Source organism: Gluconobacter sp. GP1 (assembly GCF_032913585.1).
Classification (GTDB): domain Bacteria; phylum Pseudomonadota; class Alphaproteobacteria; order Acetobacterales; family Acetobacteraceae; genus Gluconobacter; species Gluconobacter cerinus.
In genome coordinates this window covers 1-950 of record NZ_JASGXC010000045.1, presented here as the reverse complement: position 1 = coordinate 950, position 950 = coordinate 1, and the positions used below count along the sequence as shown (strand labels likewise).

Here is a 950-nt window from a genome sequence, read left to right as displayed (position 1 = left end):
GAGGCTTGGGAGAAGTCCGCAGGCGGTCGCGAACAAGGCTAAGCGACTGGGATTGCGCCGTCCGCTGACGCTGAAGCGCCAACGTGCTGCACAAGCCCGAAAAAATGTCGACATCGTTAATGAGCGACACAACAGTCCTGCATCAGCAATACCGGGCGTCTTTCCGAAAACGGCGTCTGGAAGAGCCATCTGGAACACACAGTCCCTTCATCTTTTGGCTGATCTCTGGAAGAGGCTCTATTCGCCTGCCTTTATCGCTGAATACTTCGGACTGAAGTATAATACCGTGTGCATGGCCGCTAAAAGGGCGGGGCTTCCAAGCCGGGCCGGTTTCACACTGTTGCGCACTTCTCCGACCGAAAACCCGTTTGCTGTTGCCGAAAATGCAACACTCGCCAGCCAGATGATTGCAAGGACCTGTGGCATCACGAACACAGTGTTCTTTCAGCATCCGAAAGATCGCCGGCAACAACATTACAGCTATCTCGGCAGCCGCCTTGTCGAGCGCCGCGCGTCCGGATGCTTTCACTGATGCGTAACGCGTCCGCTGCTATCAGCCGGAGACTTCTTGATCCGGAGTTCCTTCAACGCATCATCAAGCGTGGACTCATTGCGTTTTCGGGCAGTCTGATCCTCAACGTCATTCTCGGACTGGCCCTCACCGTATCGGTGATGAAGACACCGCACGTCCGATACATTTATCATGACTCACTCGGGAAGCCCCGGGAGCTGATCGTCACGGACCAACCGTATTTTTCTGACTCCGAGGTCATCAACTGGGCCGCAAGGAAAGTCACCAATCTCTATACGATGGATTTCGTGAGTTACGCCAAGCACCTGGATGCCTCTGCGAAAGACTTCGACCTTCCCGCATGGAACGCCTGGGCTCAGTCCTTCTCCGGGCCCGGTAATATTGATTTCATCAAGGCCAAACGTGTCTTCCTGACCGC

General features: G+C 54.9%; 2 protein-coding genes. Both read left to right on the top strand.

The window, feature by feature from the left end; all coding sequences use genetic code 11:
* A partial coding sequence (locus tag R5H23_RS16835) for a hypothetical protein (protein WP_317216128.1) occupies positions 1-532 on the top strand: 532 nt, incomplete at its 5' end.
* The coding region (locus R5H23_RS16830) for a DotI/IcmL/TraM family protein (protein WP_317216127.1) at positions 532-950 on the top strand (419 nt) is incomplete at its 3' end. The genes R5H23_RS16835 and R5H23_RS16830, both read left to right, overlap by 1 nt.